The following is a 20,378-nucleotide window of genomic DNA, read 5'->3' on the forward strand; positions in this document are numbered from 1 at the left end:
CAGGCCCAAAAAAAGGGCCTTAACCCTTTAATAATCAAAACCCTTCCGCGCCTTAACCCCCGACTTCATATAATGCTTAACAGGATCCATAACGGTAACAAGATCAGCAACCTCAATAACCTCATCAGGAGCATACCTACCAGTCAATATAACCTCCATCTCATCAGGCTTATTTTCTAACAAATCAATTAAATCACTAACCTCAATCAAACCTTGATCCAAAGCAACATTAACCTCATCCAGTATTAAAAGCCTACAACCAGAGTTCTCAACCACATTCCTAGCAACTTCAAGCGCCTCACCAGCCTGCTCATAGTCAATAGGTAAAGTCTCACCCTTAAGCTTACCTTCCCGACCAAACCTATCAACACTAAAATTATCAAACCTCTTCAAAGCCTTCAAACCAGAATCCTCTCGGCTCTTAAGAAACTGAACCATCTTCACTTTATAACCCGCTCCAACAGCCCTTAACCCAGCACCAAACGAAGAAGTAGTTTTACCCTGTCCCTTACCAGTATACACACGAATATATCCAGTCGAAATAAAAACCACCTAAATTGATAACTCTTTTAAAACCATCATCCCCCCACTCAAAGAAAGGGAGACAAAACACTTACCCTTAAACTCTTGGTTACAGTCATTAGTTACACTTTAACTTTAATACACTCATTAACTACGTACATTGAAATACCTACCGCATACAAACACAAAAAACCACAACCCCTATATGTAATGTATATATACCACTATACATATTTTAGATTGAGTTCAGAAATTAATTATATAATGTGTCTGAGGTCTATTAATGAAAGAAGTTGGTATACTTGTTGTTTCATATGGCTCTAGAGCAGCATCGATGGTTGATGCTTTTTCACGCAGCGATAAATATAACGTTACCTTCTACATTGCCGATAAACAGAGAAATCCATACAACATGAAGATGGCTAAAATTTCTGAGGGCGACCATGAAGTCACTGGATTAGATGTAAACAAAATATTTGGTTTCGCCCGAAAACACCGAGATGAAATAGATTTTGGGATTGTAGGGCCGGAAGGACCGATAATAGATGGAGTTAGAGATCGGATTGAAAACGAACTCTGCATCCCAATTATCTGTCCAACCTCAAAATACGCTTTAGAGGGAAGTAAAATACGGCAAAGAGAGATAATAGAAAAAGTCCATCCATCTGCAAACCCGGAATACAAGGTATTCAGTCATGAACAATACCAAACAGAAAAAGAGGCAATAGAAGACCTTGAAGCCTGGATAGATAAAAATGGAATCGAAGTAGCAATAAAACCCGACACACCAGCAGCAGGGAAAGGAGTTGGGGTTTGGGGCGACCACTTCACAACAAAAAAAGAATTAATACACGACTGGTTCCTACCAAACCTCAAAGGTGGAACAGTAATAGTTGAAGAAAAAGTTAAGGGAGAGGAATGGAGCCTACAGTTCATTTCAGACGGAACCCACCTAATCCCAACACCACCCGTAAGAGACTACAAAAGAGCATATGACCGCGACCTCGGCCCAAACACAGGAGGTATGGGGACATATACATCCCAAAAAACCCAACTTCCCTACATGGAGCCAGAGGACTGGAAAGAAGGAATAGAGATCGCTAAAAAAATATTCCAGAAACTAAAAGAAAAAGCAAGACCAGAAAGCCTTCGAGGAGTACCACTCTACATGGGATACGTATCCTGCAAAGACGGAGTAAAAGCATTCGAGATAAACAGCAGATTCGGAGATCCAGAATGCCAAAACACAATGGCATTAATGAAAGACGACTTCGTCGAAGTATGCCTAAAAATGATAAAAGGAGAGTTAGACGAAATAAAATTCAAAGACAAATGCACAGTCCTAACATACGCAGTACCAATGACATATGGAGAAGCAAGAGAAGAATACACAGGAACCAAAGAAATCGACTTACAGAAAGCACATAGACTCAAAGAAAAACATGGAGACAACCTTAGAATCCATCAAGGAAGCATGATCGAAGAAAACGGATCCACAAAAACAGGAACCAGCAGAACAGTATGCACAGTAGGAATCGCAGACACAATCCAAGAAGCAAGAGAAATATCACTAAACGCAATCAAAAAAATAGATGGAGCCCTATGGAACCGATGGGACATCGCATCCAAAGAACACATACAAGAAAGCAAACAAAACATGAAAAAACTAAGAAAATAAAAAAAGGAAAATAAAATGGATTTTCTAAAAATCACAGACATAGAACCAGAAACCCTACACCAACTAATAGACAAAGCAATACAATACAAAAAAACACCAAAACCACAAAAAACACTAAAAACACACGACATAGGCCTATTCTTCGAAGAATACAGCACAAGAACCAGAGTATCACTATCCGTCGCAGTATCCCAGTTAGGCGGCATGCCACACATGCTCAACAAACACGAACTCCAAATAACAAGAGGAGAAAACATCAGAGACACAGCAAAAGTACTATCAAGATATCTAGACGGCTTAACCGCCAGAATGCTAGACCACAAAGCACTCAAAGAATTCGCAGAAAAATCAGACATGCCAATAATAAACGCAATGACCAAAAAACACCATCCATGTCAAACACTAGCCGACCTCCAAACAATAAAAGAAAAAAAAGGAAAACTCAAAAACCTAAACCTAGCATGGATAGGAGACGCAAACAACGTCTGCAACTCCACAATCCTAGGAAACGCAATGACAGGAATAAAAACAACAATAGCAAGCCCCAAAAAATACCAACCAACCAAAGAAATACTCCAAGAAGCAGAAAAATACAACTCAAACATAAAAATAACAGAAGACCCAATAAAAGCAGTACAAAACGCAGACATAATCTATACAGACGTATGGATATCAACAGGAACTGAAAAAGAAGCAGAACAAAGAAAAAAACACTTCCAAGGCTACCAAGTAAACCAAGACCTCATAAAACACGCAAAAAAAGACACAATAATAATGCACTGCATGCCAATAGACGGAAAAGAAATAACAAGACAAGTAGTCGAAGGACAAAACTCAGTAATCATCGACCAAGCAGAAAACAGACTACACTCATCAAAAGCCCTACTCAACCACATATACAAATAACATCCCCCCAAAAAAGGCCTCAAGGCCTAGTTTACTATAAAACAACCCCAAAACAAAAAAAGACCCAGGAAACCCAGATAGAAACCTAAAACACTCTATCCAACGTAGCCACAGCCGAAAAACTCATACACACAATAGATTCAAAACTCCCCCTCTTTCTATTATCCCGACTCAGGGCTAAGACCTCTCCCCTTTAGGGCGAGGAGGATGTCACCTAATCTAACGAATATTTAGTTGCGTTTTTTCTAGCGTAATCGAGGTCTTTAACGGTATTGATGTTGATGCCGAGTTCTGAATTGTATGTTAATATTTTTTTCTCCATTTCAGTTTCTCCAACTATGTTTAGGCCAACAGGGGCTACTTCGATTCCCATATAACTGAATGTGTCATCTCGGTTGAAACCATTTGACAGATGTTTTGTAGGGATTAGAACGGTGTATCCACCATTGAAATCATTTTTATTACATAGCTCTATCAATTGGTTTACGTGTTTTGGTTTTATGAAGGGGATGTCTGAAGCTACTGTCAATATAGGGGGTTTAATCAACCTGGTTATGTCTCTTAGATCGTTTATATAGCCCGCTCCATGGGTACGTATCATTTTATATCTTTTTTTCCGACAATGTTTCCAGGTTTTTGGAGAGTTTTCGGAAACAGCTACATAAACATCTTCTAGAACCGATTTCTCTAATTTTTTATAAATAATATCGATTAGCCTTCTATCGCCTATGCGGGCAAGTTGTTTTTCTTTCCTTGCTTTAAATCTACTTCCCTTGCCTCCAGCAAGAATAACCCCCTTCACAATAACATACCCCAAAACAATAACGTCAATATTCTTGATGCTTCGTTGGAGCCACCCATAATGTCACCATTTACTCCTCCAATCGTTTTACGACCCCATCTAATAAACAAATAACCGATTAATGGGCCTATTAAAACCAATACACCGAATAAACCGGCTAAACCAAAAGAAAGTAATAAACAGATAATTGTTACGAAAACATAGTCTTTGGAGTCAAAACCCTTGATAAATCGGTCACCACTCCCCTTATAAGGTGATTCTCCAAAAGCCAATACGGTTGACATACTGAATTTAGCGCTTAACTCACTAACCACAGCAGCTTTAAACAAAACCAATGGGCTGTAAGACCCTAAAAACTCTATAGCTACTAAACCAGTTAGTAACAGAATAAATATCGATACAACACCACCAATACCGATATGTGGGTCCTTCATAATTTCTCTAGCCCTTTCAAAATCAACTTTAGCGAAAACAGCATCCATAAAATCAGAAAAACCATCCAAATGAAGAATACCGGTAACCAAATAAATCGATATAACCGTTATTATACCGGCAATCCAGCCAGAAAAATAACTAAAAGATAGATAACCAACCAAACCAAAAACAACACCAATAAAAAGCCCTATAAATGGCATTAAATAAGAACTATCCGCAGCATCCTCAAAACTAACCCCTTTAACAGGCAACCGAGTAAAAAAACCCAATAGATCCTTAAATCCCAACAAACCATCTCCATTAAAAAACGGCCTTAAACACAAATATAGGCCACTCCCAATCAAATCAACCTTCAATTAAGAAAAAATTTACGGAAACAATAAACCCTCTAACTACACAAAAACTCCACATGACAATTAAAAAACAACCAAACCAAACAACAACCCGGATAAATATCAAACCACTGTAACTCTAAACCATATACCAAATGGATTGTGACAAATGCAGTGAAGAAGCTGTCCTATACCAAAAATATTCAGGACTCCATCTATGCAGCCAACACCTAATGGAAAGCGTTGAAGGAAAAGTTAAACAGACATTAAGGAAACACTGCGACATACAACATGGCCAGAAAATCGGAATAGCATTAAGCGGAGGTAAAGACAGCTCCGTACTACTACATATAATGCATCAAGTTTTCGGTAACTGGCCAGACCTAAAACTCGTCTGCATATCAATTGACGAAGGTATAACCGGATATAGAGACCCATCAATCGATATGGCCATAGAAACAACCAATGCATTAGATGTGGAACACCATGTCTACTCATTTAACGAAGAGGTAGGATACACACTTGACGAGATATCAAATTTAATCGGTGATGAAAAAACATGTCGCTACTGTGGAATATTAAGACGCTGGATACTAAATAGAAAATCAAAAGAACTTGATTTAGATAAAATAGCAATCGGCCACAACCTAGATGATGAAAGCCAGTCAGCACTAATGAACTTCCTTGATGGAGACATTGACAGAATGACTCGATTAGGCCCTGAAATAAACACAAAAACAGGATTCACTCCAAGAATAAAACCACTACGAGAAGTCCCAGAAAGAGAAATAGGCCTATACGCAAAAATAAACAACAAAATAAAAGCACACTTCGACGAATGCCCATACTCCAACTGGGCCCTACGACAAGAAGCAAGAAAAATATTAAACCAATATGAATCAAACCACCCTGGAGCAAAATACTCAGTATTAAGCTCTGTAGACCAAATCGCAGAAAAACTACCACAAAAAAACATCAAACTCCAAGACTGCAAAACATGTGGAGAACCCACAACAAACACCAAATGCCGAGCATGCCAACTAATAAAAAACCTAAACAAAAACAGACAAAACCCATCCAAGCCTTAAAAAAGATATCCACTCCATAGAGCTCACCAACCTCTTATTGTCCATCTCACCGAGCGCAAAAACCCCCCAACTAGAACAGGACCCCTAACCCCTGAATAAGATCTATAGGGTTTAAATAAACCAAAATCAAGGACATCAATTTTTTTCTAAAAACATTCTCTAAAACTTCAATGTCTTTAACTTTAAGATCTATTATTTGAAGAAATCTTTTTCTGGAGTTTTTTTGGATAGAGTTAAATTGTGTTAGATATAAAATTGGTTGTAGTTTGTTTAAGTTGTAGAGAATTTAATTTAGGTTTTCTTGATTGGTGATTAGATATGAGTGATCTATATAATGTGGACAAGGATTTTATTAAGAAGGGTAAAGCTACAGATGTTTATCTGAATCGTACTGAAGAAATATTGAGTGAGAAGGGCAAAAATCCATTTGTTGTTGCTGAGATAACAGCTGGTGAGCGTGGGGTATTTAGTGGGCTTGAAGAAGCGACCCATCTACTTGAAGGTCTTCCCATAGATGTTTGGGCAATGGAAGAGGGCACTTTATTTATGGAAGACGAACCCGTTATGCGCATAGAGGGTAACTACCTTGATTTCTGTAGATATGAAACCTCTTTATTAGGGATTTTGTGCCACAGCACTGCTATATCTACAAAAGCGGCTAGAATAAAGAAAGCGGCTAAAAACAGAAAGGTTCTTTCTTTTGGAACCCGAAGGCAACATCCATCCATATCTGGTTTGATTGAGAGGTCGGCCTATCTTGGAGGGATGGATGGTATAAGCAATACTGCTGGTGAAGATATGTTTGGAATTGAAGCAAGTGGAACGATGCCGCACTCCCTGGTTATCTGTTTTGGGGAGCAGGAAAAGGCATGGAGTGCTTATAATGATGTTTTAGATAAGGATATTCCAAGAATAATGTTATGCGATACCTACAGTGATGAAAAAGAAGAAGTGATTCGTGCAATAAACGAGTTGGGAAGTGATCTAGAGGCTGTAAGACTTGATACACCTAGTTCTAGACGTGGAGACTTTCGAGAAATCGTAAGAGAGGTCAGGTGGGAACTTGATCTAAGAAACCGTGAAGATGTGGAGATCTTTATTAGCGGTGGAATCGATGAAGAGGATATACTTGAATTAAGAGATATTGTCGATGGTTTTGGAGTGGGAACATCTATTAGTGGGGTGTTTCCAATGGACTTCGGTATGGACATTGTGTTGGTTGAAGGTGAATACGCAGCTAAAAAAGGAAAATATAGTGGTAGAAAACAAGTTTATAGGTGGGAAGACTTCGATGACGCGATCATGATAGACCGGGAGACACCACCAGAAAACGCAGAGCCATTACTGAAGAAAACAATCTCAAATGGTGAGATAGAAAGAGAGTTCTCTCTAGAAAAAGCCAGAGAGAAAGTACTTTCCAAACTAAATAGAATGCCGTTAGGAATGATCTAACCCACCCCTTTTTTTATTTTTAACACTTTAACCAAGAAGTCACTTTTCCTAAATATTTGGTTTAGGTGGGTGTTAAATTGGGTTATGTTTATGTATGTATAAAATAACGGTCAGATAACGGGTTTTTGGAGAGTTTTGAAGTCACTAAGGCTTTTATAGAGGTTTTAGGACATAGGAGGGAATGAATAGCCCTTATATTGGAACGAACAAAAGTCTTTTCCTGTATTGTAGGTATGATGGCCGTGTCCTGAAGCCATTATCGTTGACCCATGCCTCTGTATTATTAAGTTGGTGAAGATAGGTGGTGACCACGAAACAGGTGGATGTTCCACCCTTTGCTGGACGTTACTGTAAGCTTCTATCGGTAATCTGTAATCTCAGATGGTACGGATGAAGAGAATGGAAGCACCTTCCTAATCTTCAGTTAGATATATATAGGGGTCACATGGTGTTTTCAAGCCATATTGGGGTTTCGATGAAGTAGTTGGTTAGAAATTTCTGGTCAGCTCTAATTATTTCAAGGTCTTCAAAAACCTCTATATCGGTTTTAATTAAGTCTTTACCTATACCGGTTCGTTTAGGATCCTTGATTTTCTCTATTATTACTTGGGTTGGCTCTTTTCTTTTCCTTTTTCTCTCAACTACCCATCGATCTTTATCTATGTATGGTCCGGAATGTAGTTCAGTGTCTATGTATTTTTTTAAAAAACTCTTACTGTGTTGTTTTGCTGTTATTGGTGGGCCGATGTGTTTTTCTACTGATGGGAGTTTTTTCTCTTTTAGCTCTATTAATACGTATGCTCCTTTTTTGCCATCTACCTTGCTACGGATTACGTTGAAACCGTGGTTTTGGAGCAGTGTCTCGATCCAGTTGGCGGTTTTTCTTAATTGGGGGTAGAGTGTGTCATCTACTATATCTGGTTTGTCAAATTCTAGTAAAATGAGTTTTGTTTCTCTTTCTTTGATTATTTGTTTTAGGTCTTTTTTTTCGATTGGTTTTCTCTCTTTTGGATAGAAGAAATTGATTGATGGTTTTTCAAGAAACATCTGTGAAGCGGAGATAAATTCTGCCCAACTTTCTTTGGTTAGAGCGGCTGCCACGTTACGGTTTGGGTCAACTGGGTCTACAACGATTAATGGGCCTTTATATTGGTTGCTGGTACCGTGGTTTTCAATATCTATTGTTTCGCCGTCTCTCCAGTTTGATGCTTTTTTGAGTGTGTTGATGAATGTAGGGTATTTTGTTTTAGAGCTTGTTTTTTGGTATTTAAGTGCTATTAGTTCTGTGAGGTATCCGGAGAAACCACCTACCTTGAATTCGGCTCCGTAGACACCTATTCCTTTCATAAATCTTTTAAGAAGTTTTATACTGTTTTTTAATTCGTTATTTAATTTTTTGCTGACATAGTCATCGTGTAAAGGTGTTCTATCTACGGCTGAAGTTACTTCTCTATAGTTATCTACGTTGTAGCATGGAACTATGTCGACATCGAAATCACCGAATTTAGCGGTGATGTAGGGATGTTCTGCGAACTCCTCAACATATCGATCTGCATGTAATGCTGTGTCTCTAGCTAGCTTCAAGCCTTTCTCTCTAAACTCTTTTTCATTCATGTCTTTAGGTAAAACCATGAAGATATCGATGTCTCTGTCTCCGGAGGTCCAGGTCCCCCTAGCAACAGAACCAACGGTTTTCGGCAGCACTTCAACTCCAACTTCATCTCCAACCTCTTTGACAATCTCTTTGACCTTCTCTACTGTTTCATCAGCTCTTGTTTTTTCTTCATCACTTGGTGTAACTTTAGATATTACACGCGTTAAGACGTTATCTATGTCACCCACCTAGCTTTACCTCCTTAAGATCGGTGTATACAGGTCCTTCTGGTTTTAACTCGCTTTTCTTTATCTTGACGGAATTGAATGTTGTTTCGCCGACATAAATACCTTCGTTCTTTTTTAAAGTTTCAACGAGCTGTTCTTTGTTACGACCACTTTTAACTCGAGCTAGTGTGGCATGGGGAACAAACTCATGTTCTTCTTCATCGAATCCAATTGAAACCATCTCTTGTTCAATACGTTGATGTAGGTTAACAACCTCCTGACTACCTTTATCAACACCAAGCCAGATTACCTTGATGTAATCGAGGTCTGGAAACACACCAACTGTTTCTATTGAAGCTTTAAAACTATCAAAACCACCTATAGCTTTTTTAACTCCATTAAAAACATTTTCAAGTTGATTTGAATCGATTTCACCTAAAAACTTAAGAGTTATATGTACCTTTTCAGGGTCTACAAGATTCAGGTCGGCCCCGCTTGCAACCAATTCATTTTGAATTCTCTCAATCTCATCACTAAATTCATCAGGTAGGTCAAGTGAAATAAAGCTTCTCAATCAAAACACCCAGTATATATATTTCTAATTACAGAAATATAACCCCACCACTAACCTGGTTGATGACAAAAAAAAAGGTAATGTAAATCCAACCATTCATAACCCTTTAGTTAGACATACTGTAAACTGTTCTATAAATAGGTAGTGAAGTAGGTTTAATTGGGTATACCGGAGTTTTTAGTAATGAAATTTAATTTTGGTGGAAAAATACCTTTAACAACGATTGATTGGCCTGGAAAGCCATGTATGTCAATTTATTTTAGAGGATGTAATTTTAGGTGTCCATACTGCCAGAACCACGATATAATTAGTGGTAAGGATGAAAGAATGGTTTCAGAGATAACTAGGGAAATACGTGAATCCAGTCGTTATATAGAGGGGGTTAATGTATCGGGTGGGGAACCAACGATGCAGATTGATGCTTTAATACAGCTGGCTAGAAGGGTTAAGGAACTTGACCTCGGTTTTGGGGTTCAGACAAATGGGTCGTATCCAGAAAGGGTTTTAAAGTTAATAGATACAGGTCTAGTAGATTTTATATCTCTTGACATCAAAGCTCCTCTATCTAATGAGGAACTTTACAGCAAGGTGGCTGGAACGGAGATAGATACCGATAAAATAGAGAAATCACTAAACCATCTAAAGAGATTTGAGGGTGAATGTGAGATAACTACCACTTTGTTTAGAGGTAAAGTAGGTTTTGAAGAGGTTCAAAAGATAGTTAAAGACCTAGATGGCATAAAGTATGTTATACAGCAAGGAAACCCTGAAAACTCTATGGATTCAGAGTACCGAAATATAGAGAAATTCAGTAGAGAAGAGTTAATTGAGATGGCAAAGCAAATTAATTATCCAGAAATCATGATTAGAACAGCTGAGAGAGGAGAGGAAAAAATTTGAACGTCATTGGATTTGTAGGAAGGCAAGCATCAGGTAAAACCACAGCGGCAAAATTTCTTAAGAACGATGAAATCCCGGTAGTAAGAATGGGGGATACAGTGCGAAAAGAAACACGTGAAAGAGGATTAAAAGAAACAATAGAGAACATAGGGAAAGTAGCAAATGAATTAAGACAAAAAAACGGGCTTGACGCAATTGCAGAACTAACAATTCCCCAAATTAAGAAAAAAAACTCAGATATAGTTATTATCGATGGAATAAGAGGCAAAAAAGAAGTTGATAGATTTAGAAAGGAGTTCGGAGACAACTTCATATCTATAGCTATAAAATCAAGCCAAAAAACCAGGTTCAACAGAATCCAAGAAAGAAAAAGATCCGATGACGCGGCAAGCTGGAAACAATTCCTAAAAAAAGAAAAGAGAGAAAACTCATGGGGATTAGACGAAGCAATCAAAAAAGCAGACTACAAAATAAAAAACGAAAATAGCTTAAAAACATTTAAAAAAGAAATAAAAACCTTGGTAGAGGGAATAAAATAAATGACAGAAATAAAACTAAAAACCCCGATATACCCAACAGAAGACCAAGAAAAAATAAAAAACCTAATAAAAAACCTCTTCCCAGAAATAGAGATCCAGATAAAAAAAATAAACCAAAAAAAATCATTAACAGCCAACGGAAACAAACAATCGCTCAAAAAAATCCGTGAAAAAATCTGGGAACAAAAAATCATCGACACAACAAGAACAGTACTCCACAAAAACAAAGAAAAAAACAAAACCAGTTTTTCAATAAACAAACAAAGCGCAACAAACCAAAAAATAAACCTAAAAGACAACGACATACTCGGAACAATCAATATTGAAATAAAAGAAAAAACACCCAAAAAACTACAAGAAACAATAAACTGGCTTACACCAGAAACAGAAGACGGAAAACCGATAACATAAAAAATAGGTTGGATAGAAGCTATGGAAAACCCAATATACTTCGCATCATTTAACATGCTAGAACTCCGGCCAAAAGAAATGGTCAAAAAAATAAAAAACCACAATTTCGATGGAGTAGAAATACTAGCCGATGGAAACCACCAACTCAAAGGAAAAAACATCGAGATATTTAAAGAACTAAGTCAAGAACTCCCGATGTCAATACACGCACCATTTGAAGGAATCAACCTAGCAAGCCTCAATGACGAAATATGGGAAAATTCCATAAAAAAAACAATTGCAACAATAAAAGGCGCATCAGAAATAAATGCAAGATGCATAACAATCCATCCTGGACACCTAACAAGCGTAACAACCCATTTTAGAGACAGAGCGTGGAGAAGAACTATCCGGGCCTTCAGAAGACTCGCCGATTACGCAGAAGAACAAAACACAACTATCGCAATAGAAAACATGCCTAAAATGGAACACCTATTCTGTAAACACCCATCAGAGATAGAAGGCTTCATAGAGACAGTTGGCAGACCAAACCTAAAATTCACTTTCGACATAGGACACGCACACACCAACGACAACATAGATGAATTTCTCGAAAACATCGATCAAATCCACCACATACATATACATGACAACAAAGGCGATTACGACTCACATCTTGAACTCGGCGATGGAACAATCAACATAAGACAAAGCTTAAAAAAACTAAGAGATTACGAAGGAATATACGTAATCGAAGGCCGAACCCTCAGTGAAGGAGAGAGAAGTAAACAAAAAATGTTAAACTACACAGAAAAAACCCAGAAAACCAGATAGACAAAACGATAACCAGATACTAAAACACCATAACATAGAGTGGCAACAATTTTATTCATACGTAAGAACTAACATATATTCCCGGTGGGATAGCTGGAGGGTTCGGCGTCCTCTGTAACCTAAAATCGCTGTTATGTAGGTGGCGAAGTCGGGGGGACGGCAGAGGGACTATACTTAGGAATATGTCTCTAACGTCGATTCCTCGTCCTCTGGGACTGATGGTGGTATGCGTGTCGACTGGAGGGTCGACATACATATCTTAATCATGGACAACGACTCAGGCCCGGAAGGGAGCAGGTCATCCATGGACACTCAGTGCTCAGAGGGTTGCGGGGATGAGGAGGAGGCATATACACCGAGTATAGTCGCTCTGTCAACTCCCTGGCGTTCCCACCGGCTATATTGTCGGGGTAGCCAAGTCTGGCCCACGGCGCTGGTTTGCTAAACCAGTGGGCATCACGCCCTCGCGGGTTCGAATCCCGTCCCCGGCGCTAAACCATCGGTTTTTTTTCGTTATTTTCTTGGTAATTAATTTTTTTATTTCTTGTTTTTGTTTTTTTTAAAACCCGGGGGTGGGTAATATATTTATATGTTTAAACCCAAGGCGTTATGTGTAATACGATATAACGGTTTTTGGGTATAATGAAAAGACGAGACTTCCTTAAAATATTAGGCGGAGCAGCCGCCGGAATAACAACCCTCGGAATAACTGGATGTATAGGACCCCAAAACAACGAAAAACCATCAATAACATATGAAACACTCATGCTAACAACCACAACCAGCACATATGACACCGGCCTACTAGACCGAATAAACGGAGAATTTGAACAAAGATACGGAGTAAACGTCTATGCCGTCGCACAGGGAACCGGAGCCGCCATAGATACAGCAAAAAGAGGAGATTCAGATTTATTACTGGTCCACGCCCGTGAACTAGAAGACGAATTTCTTAAACAAGGATATGGCGTTAACCGCCGAGACATAATGTTCAACGACTTCATAATCGTAGGACCAGAAAACGATCCAGCAGACATCAAAGGAATGGAAAACGCCCTCAAAGCATTTGAAAAAATAGCCGAAACCAAATCAACCTTTATTTCACGTGGAGACAACGTTAAGGATTTTATCACATCTGGAACACATGCAAAAGAACTTGAAATATGGAATAAATTAGGCAAAAACCCAGAGGGCAATTGGTATATAGGAACTGGTGAAGGAATGGGTTACGTACTAAATCACGCTGATAACAGCAATGATGCCTACACACTCGCAGATAGGGGAACATACCTCTCAATGAAAAAAAACCTAAATCTGAGTATGTTGGTAGAGGGTCCTATAGGTAATGGTTCAGAGATTTTATCAAACCCATATGGCTTGATAGCTGTAAACCCAGGCAGGCATGAGAACGTAAATTATGACCTCGCAATGGCATATATCGGATTTATAACATCAAGGAAAGGCCAGAAAATAATTGAAGACTACACCGTTAACGGAGAACAACTGTTCTATCCAAAGGCAATATCAAAAGAACCAAACTTCCAGCAATACATACCCAAAGGATGGAAACCATAAAAAAATACTTGATCAACAATGGAAACCCTTCTAATAATGCTGGAGGCCTTTTTAAGCCAACAAACTCTGGTTTTTTATGAATACTTAGGCCTAACCACTGTCCAAAACCCATTTCTTATCATTGATTCCACATCAGTCTTAGAGTTGATTGGAATAGAGTTTCCCTTCGAATTGAACTATATAACCAGCATTATATATGTATCTCTTTATGTCAGCTTAACTGCAGTTTTCTTAAGCACCATATTCAGTATACCGGTCGCAATGCTCATCGGATTCACAGATTTTCCCGGAAAACAACTCATAGTGTCAGTTATAAACACCGGTATGGGGTTTCCAAGCGTTGTTGTAGGGCTTGTTGTCTTATTCGCCGTTTCAAACCAAGGTCCGTTAGGCACCTTTGACCTAATGTTCACAAAAGAAGCAATGATAATATCACAGTTTGTCCTTGCAACACCAGTCATAACAGGAATAGCTTTATCATCAGTGATGGGTGTCCGTGACGGTGTTCGTGACGCTGCATATGTTATGGGTGGAACAAAACTGGATGTATCTCTAGTAACAATTAAAGAAGCCCGAACCGGCATAATAACAGCTGTATTAGCCGGTCTTGGAAGAGCCGTTAGCGAGGTTGGATCCGTCTTGATAGTTGGTGGAAATATAGCTGGTTATGACGGCACATCGATTACAAGAACACTTACAACAGCTATACAACTCGAAGCAAGACAAGGCAGATTTGAAACAGCTCTTCTGTTAGGCGGAATCCTTGTAGCACTGGTCCTTTTAATAAATGGTGTTTTAATACGCCTGGGATATAACCGCATATCAGGTGGTGAAGATAAATGGCATCACTAAAAACAATTGAAAAAACAAAGAATTTGGAAACCGAAACAACGAAAAAGATAGCCTTAACAGGAGTAGAGTTTGGATTTAAAAATAAAAACAACTCGGTATTAAAAGATATAACACTAGATTTAAGGCATTCAGAAGTTCTAGCCATCATAGGTCCAAGCGGAACTGGTAAAACAACCTTATTAAGGCTTTTATCACTTTTCTACAAACCAGATAAAGGCAATATACTCTTCAATGACAACGATATCTGGGGCCTCCCCAAAAAACAACAACTCCTAATGAGACGTAAAATAGGAATGGTCTTCCAACAACCAAACCTATTCAACGCCTCAGTACACCAAAACGTAAAATATGGCCTAAAAGTAAGACGACGATGGCGAGACCGATTAAAAAACCACATAAAAGGACTAATAAATAAAAAAATAGACCAAAATGTCTTAAAAAAATTGGAGACCGTAGGCCTTGAAAACTACATAAACAAAAACGTCAAAACACTATCTGGAGGCGAAGCTCAGAGAGTCGCTTTCGCTCGAGCACTCGCAATCGAACCAGAATACCTACTTCTAGACGAACCAACTTCAGACCTAGACCCACGAAACACCGCTATAATCGAGGACGCGATCCATAAAGCCCGTTCAAAAGGAATAGGAATTGCAGTAGCAACACACGACATGAACCAAGCTGAACGCATAGCTGACCGTGTAGCAGTTATAATAAACGGCCAAATACTTGAGGTTGGAAAAACCGAAAAAATATTCAACAACCCAAAAAACCCAAAAACAAAGAGATTCATCGAAGGAAAACTTGTTTACTAATCTTTATTATTAAACCAATTAAAAGACAAGATACGGTGAAGTGACCTCTCCCTAAAGAGAAAGAGGTCTTAGCCCAGAATCGGGATAAAAAAAATAAAGACCTTTCTGTGTGGGATGGAAGTGTTTTTGTTTTTTAAAAAACATATTGTTGACTGGATAGGTTTACCTTACTGTAGTTTGCGATGGGATTATTGTGTTGATTGATAACCTCTTTAGATTTGTAACGATATTTGTATTAACCTTCGTTGTCCTTATATTGGTTTTAAGTAACCAAGACAGGTGGCGTAAGTTTAGAGAGTTTATAGGTAGACGACTGTATCTATCACTACCTATCGGCACGTTTATAGTTATTGGAATCAATATCTTGGTCTATCTGTTTATTCAAAGAGGTTTATGGGATTTACTCAATCCTTTATGGCTTCCATTTGCTTCTAACTCATTTTCAAATCCTCTTGGGATGTTGTTGAGTTCATGGTCCCACATGAGCTTGAATCATCTTTTTTCAAACATGCTTGCAACACTTGTTTTCGCCCCACTGGTAGAGATAATATTTAACACTGGAGCTAGAGAAACCAGGTTTTTTAGTAAGGGCCGTTTAGGTAGTTTTTTGTCATGGCCTTTTTTCAGAGCTGTCATTTTATTTCCCATAACTTGGTTTGTAGTGGGAGTAGCGCTATCTATGGGTACTCCTCCAGGAATCGGTTTTTCAGCAATAGTTTTTGCATTAATTGGGTTTTGTGCAGTACTGGCTCCGGTTTTAGTGATTGTCTTGCTTTTAGTAAACATTATTCTTAACAACCTGATTTCAGTTTTATTGGTTCCAGTAGAGGTAACAAGAGTTACAACTGTTATCGCTGAACCCAGTTGGGCAGGAGTAGGGATTTGGGCTCACCTACTTGGTTTTTTATTTGGGATATTGATCGCAGTAGCCTACTATTTTTATAGAGGTGGTTTCAAGAAACCTGAACCGCTTCATGCATTCTTTGCAGTTTTTATCATTGGCTTGATGATGGGGCTTGACCTACCGTTCAGTTATGTTGAAAATGGTGAGTACATTTTATTCAGTGCAGCAGGATTCATATTAGTATTGGTTTTAGCAACGCTAGTTTATTTATATTGGAGGTATGTGGATGTTGAAAAAACTAAGCCACAGCCTTTAAACAGTTTAGGTGGACGTAAGAAATCATATAGGGATTTAATTTCTAGACAAAAGGTTTGGAAAATCTCTATATTCTTGATATTGTTTTTAACTCTAGTGATATCGTTTACTTTTGTTGGAGCTAAAATAACGATGGATTCTCCAACGGTTCCTGACCAGGCTTATACAGTAGAAGGCTATGATTTCTGGTTTAAAGATGGAGACGGTGTTTTGGTCTACAATGAAGATAGGGAGATTTACACCATGGTTGCTTCACCACAAGAACTGGTTTCAGAACGCTCTACATACCTTTACGTTGGAGGAGCACTGTCTTATGAACGAGTCGACATACATTACTCTGAAATATCACCTGTTGATGGAAACTCGGTGGGCAGTATATGGATAGACTCCAAAGAAGGTCTTGAAAATCTATATACCGGGCCAAATGAATACACCGGACTTGAAGTAGGTGATGTCAAACTATATGTTGGGTTTGACATAGAAAACAAATCATACTTAATAGAGGGTCGTGGAGAAACTGATTTCAACATCTCACTGAGTGAAAGAGAAGAACACATAGTTGAAGAGAAAGGATTTACATTTGAATTGATTGAAAACGAGATATGGCTAACTTCAGATGAATTTACAGGCGTAATCGCTGAAGTGACATCCAGCTATCCCTAAAGAGAAATAGCCCCCATTCCTGGCCTAAAAGATAAAATTTCAGACACCAAATAAATAGATTTTTTTAACCCAATTAAGTAGGTCCGGGAGTCAAAAAAAATGTTTAGAATATACTTCCGATTATAAAGGATATTAGGGCTAGTATCATAGCTGTTTTAGAGTTTTTCTGAAACATAGATGCGGATTCTATTGTTTTTTTACGATATAACTGGATTGCACCATAAATAAAAACTAGGTTTGCTATCGTTACTGAGATAAGGTATTCCACTCCAAATATATTTAGTGTGTATGGTAATGGACTCATAGATACCGCTACAACCGTCGATGCAACCGCTATATAAGAAGAATGTTCAATACCATATTTTGTTGCTACTGTTTCAGCTACACCTAAATCGCCTTTAATATCCTCGATATCTTTACCAACTTCTCTTCCAACTGTGGCAGTTGCAGCAAGTATGAATAAAATAATTGCTATCGCAAGTCCTTCAACAGCTGCTCCACCAAAAAGGAAAGTTGAGCCAACCAAAACCCCAACCGCTAAATTCCCTATTAAAGGAGTTCTTTTAAGGTTTCTTGCATAGAAAAACAACAATAATGAGTTAATTATTGCTATAAAGAAACATATAACATTTATAAATATCGATAGTGTTATTCCTAAAATAAATAGAAATATAGAGAGAGTTTTTGCTGTGGATTGACCTATTTCACCAGAAGGAATCGGTCTTTCCGGAGCATTCACCATATCGATCTCAAGGTCATAATAATCATTGATTGTGTTACCTGCCCCCGTTATTAAGAAGGCGGCAACCATAGCCAATGCAATGTTGAATTGATTAACCAGTTGTGTTAGGTCTCCAGCAACAGCCCCACCTATCAGGACCGCTATAACTGCCATAAAACAATTAAGTGGACGTATTATCCTCAGACTCCGTGTTTTCAGTGTTTGCTCCCCCTACTTCCTCATCTATATTATGTTCCCTCAATCTTTCCACATCACTTGATATTTTCTTTAAATACGAACTGGCCTCAGTTAGATGGATATACTCAGATATCTTTTTATATATTCTTTCAGGCTCTTTAACACCATAAAGTATATAGTAAGGTCTTCCCCGAGCATCTTGCATTCCTTTAAGACCCCCGAAACCTAAACCACCGCCAAAACGACTTGAAGAACCCCCAAAGCCAGCTCCAGCCATAGACATATCATCACTTAAACCAAAACCAGAAGCAGTTATAGGTAGGATTGTTCCATAGTCAAACCAGTTTCCCAAAACTGATTTCTGTATAACCAAGTCGTTTATACGGCTATACATCAATGAACGGGTTTTTTTACCGAAAAAACTCAGTTCAGTAATTAATCGATTATTGGTCAAATAAAAACGATGTTGACGTCGATAATATTCAGAAAAAACCAACCCCACCAAACCAAATATAACCAATATATAGTTCATGTGTGGTAATTCAACCCAGGTATACATTTTAAGTAAAGTTAACACCACAGCTAAACCAATATATAAAGCAAGCCATTTCCAGGTTATCCGCAATAAAGCAATTATGATGGCTGGAACAATCAAAAAAACCCACCAAATCGATATAGTCGTCCATACACCAGCCGTTTCAAACAAAAATAAATCAGAGAAATAAACCACTAAATCCTCATGATATATACTGAATATAACTCCAAGTACTATAGGATAAAGAAAAACTAAATAAAGACCGATAAAAGACAATGGATGTGGCGCCAACTCCTCAACCAACTCTTCATCATCCATCAATTCATTATCAACATCCATCTAAACCAAACCTCCAAAACACCAAACTAAAAAACACAAACCCATAATAGATATCTATTTTATTTAATATCTATCTGACTATTAACCCCCTCTACCCCAAAAACGAGGTATTGAAACTTCAAACAAGATATAATTAACCAACGAAACCAACAAACCTAGATAACGGATAGAATAAACTACACCATCTTACTTGGCTTGCCGCCTTGCTTCTTGAAGGTGAGAGGGGACTTAGTCTGTAAAACTTAAACCAAAAAATCTATTTTTTATAAATTAATTGGTTGTTTTGATATATTCTCCGTCTGCTTGTCTCGTGGTACCTACTATTAATACTTCTTCTTCACCTGTTTGGTGTATTCCTTTGGCAGTTATTTTTTCTCCGTTGTAGGCCTGTCCTGTGTAGGTATGTGTGTATGATACTACGTAATCGAGTTCAGGGTGTTTTATTTTGTAGATTGCTGGTGAATCATAATTCATTCTGTCATCGATTACTTTGGCGGTTATTTTTTTAATGCCTTTTCTTTTCCCTTCGAACTGTTTTGCTGGGAGTTCTTTATCGTTTCTAACAAAAAGTAGGTCTAATGGAGTTCCATTAATTATGGCCCTGTTGTTTTTTCTTTTTTCATGGAAAACGAAATCACTGTAATTAATGGTTGGTTTTCTTTTATTGTACGCTTTTTTCCAATCAGATTCTTGGTATGGATTTAAATATCCTTTTTTTATTAGTTTTTGGATAGCTTTCCTAGCTTTATTGAATTGGTTAACTCCATATACAACCAAATCAATATCCGAGTATTTAGTTTCTAAACCAACTAATCTGGAGCCGGTTACACCAATTTTATTTTCATCGATTCCTTCTTTTGTAAGTAGTTTTTTTACTTTTTTTTCTAGACCACCGGTCACCCCATCTATTGGTCGATATAGTTTATCGACCTCTGTTTTAGGAATTATCTGACGTTTACTATCACTAAACATCTTTAAATAACGTGGTTTGTTTTGTTTTAGGTATTGGAAGGACTCCTTGAAATCAAGTTTTTTATATCTTTTACCATCTAAACTACTTTCTCTACTTCCAGATGGATTTTCCACATAACGTAGTAATGCTTCGACTTGATCTCCCTGGCTATATCTAACGGTTGAAAACAACATACCGTCAACTTTAAAGAAATCTCTGATTTTAAATACCTTGTTTTTCATGCCAAAAACAAATTGATTTTAATATTGTTTTTAGTTTCCCTACACCCTCAAATTCTT

20 protein-coding genes, 1 tRNA gene and 1 other RNA gene are annotated in these 20,378 nt (G+C 38.0%); 14 read left to right on the forward strand and 8 right to left on the reverse strand.

The window, feature by feature from the left end:
* Nucleotides 1-27: 27 nt before the first annotated feature.
* A complete protein-coding gene (locus QEN48_RS01980) occupies nt 28-552 on the reverse strand; it encodes a cob(I)yrinic acid a,c-diamide adenosyltransferase (protein ID WP_280108740.1) in 525 nt (174 codons plus the stop codon).
* 253 nt (nt 553-805) lie between these two features.
* Between QEN48_RS01980 and QEN48_RS01985 the strand changes: the two genes are divergently transcribed.
* Complete coding sequence (locus tag QEN48_RS01985) at nt 806-2,200, forward strand: hypothetical protein (RefSeq protein WP_280108741.1); 1,395 nt, start codon at nt 806-808, stop codon at nt 2,198-2,200.
* Nucleotides 2,201-2,215: 15 nt separating this feature from the next.
* Complete coding sequence (gene argF / locus QEN48_RS01990) at nt 2,216-3,106, forward strand: ornithine carbamoyltransferase (protein ID WP_280108742.1); 891 nt, start codon at nt 2,216-2,218, stop codon at nt 3,104-3,106.
* Between the two features lie 214 nt (nt 3,107-3,320).
* Here the strand turns inward: argF and QEN48_RS01995 are convergent, their stop codons facing one another.
* Both QEN48_RS01995 and cobS read right to left on the reverse strand, forming a co-directional pair.
* Nucleotides 3,321-3,908: an NTP transferase domain-containing protein gene (locus tag QEN48_RS01995; RefSeq protein ID WP_280108743.1), complete on the reverse strand. Its 588-nt coding sequence runs from the start codon at nt 3,906-3,908 to the stop codon at nt 3,321-3,323.
* On the reverse strand, nt 3,905-4,630 hold the full coding sequence (cobS, locus tag QEN48_RS02000) for an adenosylcobinamide-GDP ribazoletransferase (protein ID WP_280108744.1): 726 nt from the start codon (nt 4,628-4,630) through the stop codon (nt 3,905-3,907). The genes QEN48_RS01995 and cobS overlap by 4 nt, the downstream gene beginning before the upstream one ends.
* Before the next feature lie 200 nt (nt 4,631-4,830).
* On the opposite strand from cobS, the gene QEN48_RS02005 reads away from it, so the two are divergent.
* Complete coding sequence (locus tag QEN48_RS02005) at nt 4,831-5,763, forward strand: TIGR00269 family protein (protein WP_280108745.1); 933 nt, start codon at nt 4,831-4,833, stop codon at nt 5,761-5,763.
* A 318-nt stretch (nt 5,764-6,081) separates the two neighbouring features.
* Nucleotides 6,082-7,215, forward strand: coding sequence for a nicotinate phosphoribosyltransferase (locus QEN48_RS02010; protein WP_280108746.1), 1,134 nt, complete (start codon nt 6,082-6,084; stop codon nt 7,213-7,215).
* Between the two features lie 441 nt (nt 7,216-7,656).
* On the opposite strand, the gene cca is transcribed toward QEN48_RS02010, so the two are convergent.
* Nucleotides 7,657-9,057 (reverse strand): CCA tRNA nucleotidyltransferase, encoded by a 1,401-nt coding sequence (cca, locus tag QEN48_RS02015; protein ID WP_280108747.1) that lies wholly within the window; start codon nt 9,055-9,057, stop codon nt 7,657-7,659.
* Nucleotides 9,050-9,610 carry an RNA 2',3'-cyclic phosphodiesterase gene (gene thpR, locus QEN48_RS02020; protein ID WP_280108748.1) on the reverse strand — a complete coding sequence of 187 codons (561 nt, stop codon included), beginning with the start codon at nt 9,608-9,610 and terminating at the stop codon, nt 9,050-9,052. The genes cca and thpR overlap by 8 nt, the downstream gene beginning before the upstream one ends.
* A 183-nt stretch (nt 9,611-9,793) precedes the next feature.
* On the opposite strand from thpR, the gene QEN48_RS02025 reads away from it, so the two are divergent.
* The 10 genes from QEN48_RS02025 (at nt 9,794) to QEN48_RS02070 (ending at nt 17,334) form a co-directional block, all read left to right on the forward strand.
* Nucleotides 9,794-10,510, forward strand: a complete 717-nt coding sequence (locus QEN48_RS02025; protein ID WP_280108749.1) for an anaerobic ribonucleoside-triphosphate reductase activating protein — start codon at nt 9,794-9,796, stop codon at nt 10,508-10,510.
* Nucleotides 10,507-11,049: an AAA family ATPase gene (locus tag QEN48_RS02030; protein WP_280108750.1), complete on the forward strand. Its 543-nt coding sequence runs from the start codon at nt 10,507-10,509 to the stop codon at nt 11,047-11,049. Before QEN48_RS02025 ends, QEN48_RS02030 begins: the two co-directional genes overlap by 4 nt.
* Nucleotides 11,050-11,460 (forward strand): RNA-binding domain-containing protein, encoded by a 411-nt coding sequence (locus QEN48_RS02035; RefSeq protein WP_280108751.1) that lies wholly within the window; start codon nt 11,050-11,052, stop codon nt 11,458-11,460. It abuts the gene before it with no gap.
* Nucleotides 11,461-11,481: 21 nt separating this feature from the next.
* On the forward strand, nt 11,482-12,273 hold the full coding sequence (locus QEN48_RS02040) for a sugar phosphate isomerase/epimerase family protein (protein ID WP_280108752.1): 792 nt from the start codon (nt 11,482-11,484) through the stop codon (nt 12,271-12,273).
* Nucleotides 12,274-12,355: 82 nt separating this feature from the next.
* Nucleotides 12,356-12,669: signal recognition particle sRNA (gene ffs, locus QEN48_RS02045), an RNA gene on the forward strand.
* 8 nt (nt 12,670-12,677) lie between these two features.
* Nucleotides 12,678-12,764: transfer RNA gene (locus tag QEN48_RS02050), tRNA-Ser, on the forward strand.
* 151 nt (nt 12,765-12,915) lie between these two features.
* Nucleotides 12,916-13,848: a substrate-binding domain-containing protein gene (locus QEN48_RS02055; RefSeq protein ID WP_280108753.1), complete on the forward strand. Its 933-nt coding sequence runs from the start codon at nt 12,916-12,918 to the stop codon at nt 13,846-13,848.
* 18 nt (nt 13,849-13,866) lie between these two features.
* Complete coding sequence (locus tag QEN48_RS02060) at nt 13,867-14,700, forward strand: ABC transporter permease (protein ID WP_280108754.1); 834 nt, start codon at nt 13,867-13,869, stop codon at nt 14,698-14,700.
* A complete protein-coding gene (locus QEN48_RS02065) occupies nt 14,688-15,512 on the forward strand; it encodes a phosphate ABC transporter ATP-binding protein (protein ID WP_280108755.1) in 825 nt (274 codons plus the stop codon). Before QEN48_RS02060 ends, QEN48_RS02065 begins: the two co-directional genes overlap by 13 nt.
* Nucleotides 15,513-15,975: 463 nt before the next feature.
* Complete coding sequence (locus QEN48_RS02070; protein WP_280108756.1) at nt 15,976-17,334, forward strand: rhomboid family intramembrane serine protease; 1,359 nt, start codon at nt 15,976-15,978, stop codon at nt 17,332-17,334.
* Nucleotides 17,335-17,437: 103 nt separating this feature from the next.
* Here QEN48_RS02070 and QEN48_RS02075 read toward each other — a convergent pair whose 3' ends face one another.
* The 3 genes from QEN48_RS02075 to QEN48_RS02085 form a co-directional block, all read right to left on the reverse strand.
* Complete coding sequence (locus tag QEN48_RS02075; RefSeq protein ID WP_280108757.1) at nt 17,438-18,229, reverse strand: UbiA family prenyltransferase; 792 nt, start codon at nt 18,227-18,229, stop codon at nt 17,438-17,440.
* Between the two features lie 7 nt (nt 18,230-18,236).
* Complete coding sequence (locus tag QEN48_RS02080; protein WP_280108758.1) at nt 18,237-19,127, reverse strand: PH domain-containing protein; 891 nt, start codon at nt 19,125-19,127, stop codon at nt 18,237-18,239.
* Nucleotides 19,128-19,397: 270 nt separating this feature from the next.
* Entirely contained in the window at nt 19,398-20,321 is a 924-nt protein-coding gene (locus QEN48_RS02085) for a nucleotidyltransferase domain-containing protein (RefSeq protein ID WP_280108759.1), read from the reverse strand.
* Between the last annotated feature and the right edge of the window lie 57 nt (nt 20,322-20,378).

This window comes from Methanonatronarchaeum sp. AMET-Sl (assembly GCF_029854155.1).
In the GTDB taxonomy this organism is placed as follows: domain Archaea; phylum Halobacteriota; class Methanonatronarchaeia; order Methanonatronarchaeales; family Methanonatronarchaeaceae; genus Methanonatronarchaeum.